This is a genomic window from Halomonas sp. A29, assembly GCF_046723295.1.
Classification (GTDB): domain Bacteria; phylum Pseudomonadota; class Gammaproteobacteria; order Pseudomonadales; family Halomonadaceae; genus Halomonas.
The window spans coordinates 1-1899 of the sequence record NZ_JAXQPR010000027.1 but is presented as its reverse complement, the minus strand read 5'-3'; the positions used below and the strand labels follow the sequence as shown (position 1 = coordinate 1899).

The 1899-nt window shown below is 68.6% G+C and carries 1 protein-coding gene; it reads right to left on the bottom strand.

All coding sequences use genetic code 11. From position 1 onward, the window contains the following. Positions 1-1899: FAD-linked oxidase C-terminal domain-containing protein (locus SPH52_RS22400; protein ID WP_411797266.1), on the bottom strand; the 1899-nt coding region annotated here is incomplete at both ends.

Below are 1899 nucleotides of genomic sequence, written 5' to 3'. Positions count from 1 at the left end.
GCGCTTGAGAAAGCCCCAGGCGCCTTGCTCGCGCTGTCGGTGCGCTTCTTCTACCAGGTCGATCCCGGCGTTGCCCTGCAGGCGCAGCCACTCGCGGACGAGGCTGGCGCGTCCCTTGGGCGAGTGGATGCGGTCGCGGGTCGCCTTCCACGAGGGGCACATGGCGTCGTCGGGGTCGTAGTTGTAGCAGGCGCCGTTGCCGTTGCAGTACACCGTGGCGGCGTGGGCCTGCCAGGCGCGCTCGTCGATCTGGCGGTCGAGCTGGCCGCGGGTGGGCACGCCGTCGATGGTCAGCAGGCCCGGGTCGACCAGCTTGACCGCCTGCGCCTCGACCGCTTCGGGCGAGATATCAAACGCCTCCCCAGTGGGCTCGGCCGGGGTATCAAGCGCCTTTCCCGCGGGTTCGGGCGGGATAAACAGAGGCGTCGCGATCTTGCCCGGGTTCAGCTGATTGTGCGGGTCGAAGGCGGCCTTGACCCGCTGCAGGCTGGGGTAGAGCTCGCCGAAGAACTTGGGCGCGTATTCGGAGCGCACCCCCTTGCCGTGCTCGCCCCAGAGCAGGCCGCCGTACTTGTGGGTCAGCTCCGCCACCTCGTCGGAGACTTCGCGGATCAGCCGCTCCTGTGCGGGGTCCTTCATGTCGATGGCGGGGCGCACGTGCAGCACGCCGGCATCGACGTGGCCGAACATGCCATAGCTGAGCCCGCGGGCGTCCAGCGCGGCGCGGAACTCAGCGATGAAGTCGGCCAGATGCTCCGGCGGCACCGCGGTGTCCTCGACGAAGGGGATCGGCCGCTTCTCGCCCTTCTCGTCGACCCTGGCATTGCCCAGCAGACCCACGGCGCGCTTGCGCATGCCGTAGACCTGCTGGATCTGGACGCGCCCCTGGGCCAGGGTGTAGCCGAGGCGCGGTACGCTATCATCCGCTTCCAGGTGACGACAGAAGGCGGCCACCCGCTCGGCAAGCCGCTCGGGGTCGTCGTCGTTGACTTCGATCAGGTTGATGCCGCGGATGGCCACCGCCTGGCGCTCGGCCGTGACGGTATCGCCCTCGGCGGATCCCTGGGGCGCCTCGCTGGGAAAGAACTCCGCCACGCTGTCCCAGACGAAGTCTTCCATGGCCAGCAGCAGCACCTTGTCGTCCACCGTCTCGATGGAAGTGGGTTTCGCCGCAGAAGCCATCAAGGCCTTGGCGTCGCGCAGGGCATCCATGAAGCCCGCATAGCGCACGTTGACCAGGGTCGAGTGCTTGGGGATCGGCAGCACGCCCAGCACCGCCTCGTTGAGGAACCCCAGCGAGCCCTCCGAGCCGCACAGCAGGCTGTTCATGTCGAGGCGGCCTTGCGCGTCCCTGAGATGCGCCAGGTCGTAGCCGGTAAGGCAGCGGTTGAGCGGCGGAAACTTGGCCGCGATCAGCTCGCGCTGGGTGTCGATGATTTCCCGCGCGGTGCGGTAGGCGTTGCCGATCGCGCCGCTGTGATGGCACAGCGTCTCCAGCTCGGCCTCGTCCACCGGGCGGCTGACCAGGCGCTCGCCGCCGAGCAGCACGGTGTCGAGTTCGAGCACGTGATCGCGGGTCTTGCCGTACTCGCAGCTGCCCTGGCCGCTGGCGTCGGTGGAGATCATGCCGCCGAGGGTGGCGCGGTTGGAGGTGGAGAGCTCAGGCGCGAAGAACAGCCCATGAGGTTTCAACGCCGCGTTGAGCTGATCCTTGACCACCCCGGCTTGCACCCGCACCCGGCGGTTGTCGACGTCGATTTCCAGTATCCGGTTCATGTGGCGCGACACGTCCACCACCAGGCCGTCGGTGAGCGACTGGCCGTTGGTGCCGGTACCGCCACCGCGGGGCGTGAGCACCACCTGGCGATGCGCCGCTTCCCCGGCCAGGCGGGCGATGCG